The following is a 5,031-nucleotide window of genomic DNA, read 5'->3' on the forward strand; positions in this document are numbered from 1 at the left end:
GTCAAGCCCCAATCGCAATCGTCGCGAAGCGGCGATGAAATGACCTGGCTCGTACGGCGCCCACGCGCCTGCGCTGGAACGTGACGTCAGTGTCCACGCCATGCTCAGTAGCTTCAGTGACTCCTGAAGTTAATCAATGTCGGCGGCGATTGTCGGTGCGATGTGAAAGCCTGAAGGGGTGTCAAGTGCTTCGCGGTCCCCGGCCGAGGCCTACGCCCACTCCAGGCGCAACGCCCAGCGGCCCAAGCTGACCGACTTCGGCTCCGTCATCTCGTTCGAGCTGGACCCGTTCCAGCGCCAGGCCTGCGAGGCCCTGGAGGACGGTCACGGAGTGCTCGTGTGCGCGCCCACCGGTGCCGGCAAGACGGTGGTGGGCGAGTTCGCCGTGCACCTGGCCCTGACCGAAGGCCGCAAGTGCTTCTACACCACCCCGATCAAGGCGCTCAGCAACCAGAAGTTCGCCGACCTCACCGCGCGGTACGGGGCGGAGAGCATCGGCCTGCTGACGGGTGACACGAGTGTCAACGGTGGCGCGCCCGTGGTCGTGATGACGACCGAGGTGCTGCGGAACATGCTGTACTCGGGTTCGTCCACTCTGGACGGACTGGCGTACGTCGTCATGGACGAGGTGCACTACCTGGCGGACAGGTTCCGCGGGCCCGTGTGGGAAGAGGTCATCCTGCACCTGCCGGAGCACGTGCAGGTGGTCGGTCTGTCCGCGACGGTCAGCAACGCCGAGGAGTTCGGCGAGTGGCTGGTCGAGGTGCGCGGCGACACGAGTGTCGTGGTCGACGAGCACCGGCCCGTGCCGCTGTGGCAGCACATGATGGTCGGCAGCCAGATGTTCGACCTGTTCGAGGGCGACGAGACGCATGCGCGGATCAACGTGCAGGTGTTGCGCAAGACCGAGGAGCTCGCGCGCTACCACGTGCCGTTCAACCGCAACCGCAACCGGGGCAACACGGGGCGGCCGACGCGCAACAGCGGGTACAAGCCGCCGTCGCGCATCGACATGATCCAGCGGCTCGACCACGCGAACCTGTTGCCCGCGATCGTGTTCGTCTTCAGCAGGGCCGGGTGTGACGCGGCGGTCGCGCAGACCGCGCGGGCGGGTCTCAGGCTCAACACGCCGGAGGAGACCGAGCAGGTTCGCCGGATCATCGACGAGAAGACGCGCGAGCTGCCAGAGGCCGACCTCACCGTGCTGGGGTTCTGGGAGTGGCGGGAGGCGCTGGAGCGGGGCATCGCGTCGCACCACGCCGGGTTGCTGCCCGCGTTCAAGGAGACGGTCGAGGAGCTGTTCGTCCGCGGGCTGGTCAAGGTCGTGTTCGCGACCGAGACGCTTGCTCTCGGCATCAACATGCCCGCGCGGACGGTCGTGCTCGAGAAGCTCGTGAAGTACAACGGCGAGGCGCACGTCGACCTGACGCCGGGGGAGTACACGCAGCTCACCGGACGTGCCGGCAGGCGTGGCATCGACGTCGAGGGGCACGCGGTCGTCGTCTGGCAGCCCGGGATCGACCCCAAGGCGGTCGGCGGTCTCGCTTCCACGCGCACGTACCCGCTGCGGTCGAGCTTCCGGCCGGGCTACAACATGGCCGTCAACCTCGTGCACCAGCTGGGTGCCTCGGCCGCGCGCGAGATCCTGGAGCAGTCGTTCGCGCAGTTCCAGGCGGACCGGTCGGTGGTCGGGCTGGCGCGCCGGATCGACCGCAACAAGGACGCGCTCGCGGGCTACTCGGAGTCGATGACGTGCCACCTCGGCGACTTCACGGAGTACGCGTCGCTGCGCCGCAGGGTCGCGGACCGGGAGAAGCAGCTCGCCAAGCAGAACACCAACGCGCGCCGCATCGAGACGGCCAAGTCGCTGGAGACGCTGCGCAAGGGCGACGTGATCGCGGTGCCGTCCGGAAGGCGCAGTGGTCTCGCGGTCGTCATCGACCCCGGCATCGAACCGCTGGGCGAGGCGCGGCCGCTGGTCGTGACGGAGGACCGCTGGTCCGGGCGGCTCACCAGCGCCGACTTCCCGGCGCCGGTCGAGGTGCTCGGCCACATCCGGTTGCCCAAGCAGGTGGACGTGCGGTCGCCCAAGTCGCGGCGCGACCTGGCGGCCACCATCCGCAACACCGGCATCACCGTGCCGTCCCGCGGCCGCAAGGCGACCACGGCGGCCGACGACCCGGAGCTCGCGACGCTGCGCCGGGCCCTGCGCGCGCACCCGTGTCACGGCTGCGACCAGCGCGAGGACCACGCGCGGTGGGGTGAGCGGTACCACCGGCTGCTGGCCGAGACCGAGCAGCTGGAGCGCAAGGTCGCCGCGACCACGCACTCGCTGGCGCGTCAGTTCGACCGCATCCGGGCGTTGCTGCGCGAGCGCGGCTACCTCAGCGAGGCCGACGAGGTGACGAACGACGGCAAGCGGCTGACCAGGCTCTACAGCGAGTCCGACCTGCTCGCGGCCGAGTGCCTGCGCACCGGCGTGTGGAAGGGTCTCAAGCCGGAGGAGCTCGCCGCCGTCGTGTCGTCGCTGGTCTACGAGGCGCGGCGGGACGGTCCGGTCGAGGCGCGGTTGCCGCAGGGTCCGGTGGCGGACGCGATGCTCAAGACGGTGCGGTTGTGGGCGGAGATCGAGGACGACGAGCGCCGCCACAAGCTGGAGCGCATCACCCGCCAGCCCGATCCGGGCTTCGCGTGGCCGGTGTACCGGTGGGCGCGCGGCGAGTCGCTGGAGAAGGTGCTCAGCGCGGCCGAGGCGGGCGGGAACGAGCTCGGAGCAGGCGACTTCGTCCGTTGGTGCCGTCAGGTGATCGACCTTCTGGACCAGATCCGTGAGGTGCTCGGCCGCCAGGACCCGGTCGGTGCGGCCGCGGCCAAGGCGGTCGACGCGCTGCGGCACGGAGTTGTGGCGATGATGTGATGTGGAGCTGACGAAGGTTTTGCGAGTCGGAGTAAAGACTGACGTCAACGGTGTGGTTGGATCGCGCCGCAACGTCGTACACACGGAGGTCGACAGATGAGCAGCCCGTACGGACCGTCCGGAGGGAACGATCCGCAGCAGCCCTGGGGCCAGCCGCAGCAGCCGCAACAGCCGCAGCAGCCCTACGGTGGCGGTTTCCCTCCCGGCACACCGTCCGGCGGCTTCCCGGCTCAGAACCCCTACGGCCCGCCGCAGCCCCAGCCCGGGCAGCAGCAGCCGTACCCCGGTTTCGATCCGTCGCAGCAGCAGACGCAGCAGTACGGCGTGCCCCCGCAGCAGCCCCAGTCGAACCCGTACGGCACCCCCGTGCAGGGCGACCCGTACGGCCAGCAGACCCAGCAGTACCCCGGCCAGCAGCCCAACCCGTACGGGCAGCAGCCGGGCTACGGCGCCCCCGTGCCGCAGAAGAAGAAGTCCAGCGCGGCCATCTGGGTCGCCGCGGTCGTCGTGGTGCTGCTCGTCGGTGGTGTGCTGTTCGCCGGGTTCGTGTCGCCGGCCTTCTTCAAGAAGAAGATCTTCGACAACACCGCCGTGCAGACCGGCATCGTCCAGATCCTGAAGGACGAGTACAAGATCTCCGACGTCGGCAGCGCGACCTGCAGCGGTGAGAACGAGGTCAAGCCCAACACCTCGTTCGAGTGCAAGGTCCAGGTCGGCGGCAAGGACAAGAAGGTCAAGATCGTCGTCAAGACCGAGGACGGCGAGTACGAGGTGGGCCAGCCCACGGGCTGATCCCACACGCTCCGGAAGCCTCCCCCGAGAAGTCAGCGGGGGAGGCTTTCGCGTTCGGCACGGTCGTCCGAGCGGGAAACTGGGATGCGGCCGCGGTCGTGCGTGAGCGACGATCGCGGGCGTGACCGAGATCCGCGTTCTCCACGACGAAGCGCAGTTCCGCACCCACACCGCGGTGTTCCGGCGCGCGATGCACATGCCGATTCCGAACGACGAGCAGTGGCAGGTCGTTCTCCCCTCGTACGAACCCGATCGGGTGTTCGCCGCGTTCGACGGCGACGAGATGATCGGGACTACCCAGTCGTACGGCTCCTCTCTTGTGGTGCCTGGTGGCGCCGTTGTGCCGCACGCGGCCGTCTCACGTGTGGGCGTGCGCGCGGACTACACGCGCCGTGGTGTGCTGACCGCCCTGATGCGCGAGCAACTCGAGAAGCTGCCTGATCCTGTCGCCACGCTGCGCGCTTCCGAGGGGCGCATCTACGGCCGCTTCGGCTACGGCCTGGCGGGGCGGTGGCGGACGGTCGAGATCGATGCGAAGCGTGCTGTGGTCGCGGGTGAGATGGCCGGGCGGGTGCGGATGATCGACGCCGACACCGCCGACAAGTTGCTGCCGGAACTGCACGAGACCATCGGGTTGACGCGGCCGGGTCAGATCGGGCGGTGGACGGGCTGGTGGGCTCGCGAGCGCGACCGCAGGTCCCACGCGGAGAACTCGGTCACGGTCGTCCACAGTGGACCTGACGGCGACGATGGTTTCCTCACCTACAAGGTGTCCGAGGTGAAGGACTTCAAGCACCAGATGTCCGTCAAGGACATGGTGTGGGCGAACGACGACGCGTGGCGCGACCTGTGGATCTACGCGGCGCGACTGGACCTCGTCGACAAGATCGAGGCGGACATCCCGCTCGACGAGCCGGTGTCGTGGCTGTTCGAGGACCCGCGCGTCGTGTACACCGAGGACATCAACGACGAGATCTGGCTGCGGCTGGTCGACGTCGAGCGCATGCTCCAGGCCCGCACGTACGGCGCGGCGGAACCCGTCGTCATCGAGGTGCAGGACAAGCTGCTGCCCGCCAACGACGGCCGCTACCGGGTGACGCCGGACGGTGCCGGGCGCGTGGACGCCCCGGCTGACATCACGATCTCGGTCGAACTGCTCGGCGCCGTGTACTTCGGCGACACCACGTTCTCGCAGCTCGCGGCCACCAAACGGATCGTCGGCGCGAGCTTCGACCAGGCCGACGCGCTGTTCGCCGTGCCTCAGAAGCCGTTCTGCGGCACCTTCTTCTAGTAGTACTTCGTTAGGTCGCGCTGACCTGGGC

Annotated in this window: 3 protein-coding genes; all 3 read left to right on the plus strand. The window is 68.8% G+C overall.

The window, feature by feature from the left end:
- The first annotated feature begins 178 nt into the window (after positions 1 to 178).
- The 3 genes from UK23_RS47685 to UK23_RS47695 all read left to right on the plus strand — a co-directional run bounded on the left by UK23_RS47685 (position 179) and on the right by UK23_RS47695 (position 5,000).
- Positions 179 to 2,917, plus strand: coding sequence for a DEAD/DEAH box helicase (locus UK23_RS47685; protein ID WP_045318497.1), 2,739 nt, complete (start codon positions 179 to 181; stop codon positions 2,915 to 2,917).
- Positions 2,918 to 3,013: 96 nt separating this feature from the next.
- Entirely contained in the window at positions 3,014 to 3,709 is a 696-nt protein-coding gene (locus UK23_RS47690) for a DUF4333 domain-containing protein (protein WP_045318498.1), read from the plus strand.
- Positions 3,710 to 3,830: 121 nt separating this feature from the next.
- Positions 3,831 to 5,000, plus strand: a complete 1,170-nt coding sequence (locus UK23_RS47695) for a GNAT family N-acetyltransferase (protein ID WP_045318499.1) — start codon at positions 3,831 to 3,833, stop codon at positions 4,998 to 5,000.
- The last annotated feature ends 31 nt before the right edge of the window (positions 5,001 to 5,031 follow it).

Source organism: Lentzea aerocolonigenes (assembly GCF_000955955.1).
GTDB classification, from domain to species: domain Bacteria; phylum Actinomycetota; class Actinomycetes; order Mycobacteriales; family Pseudonocardiaceae; genus Lentzea; species Lentzea aerocolonigenes_A.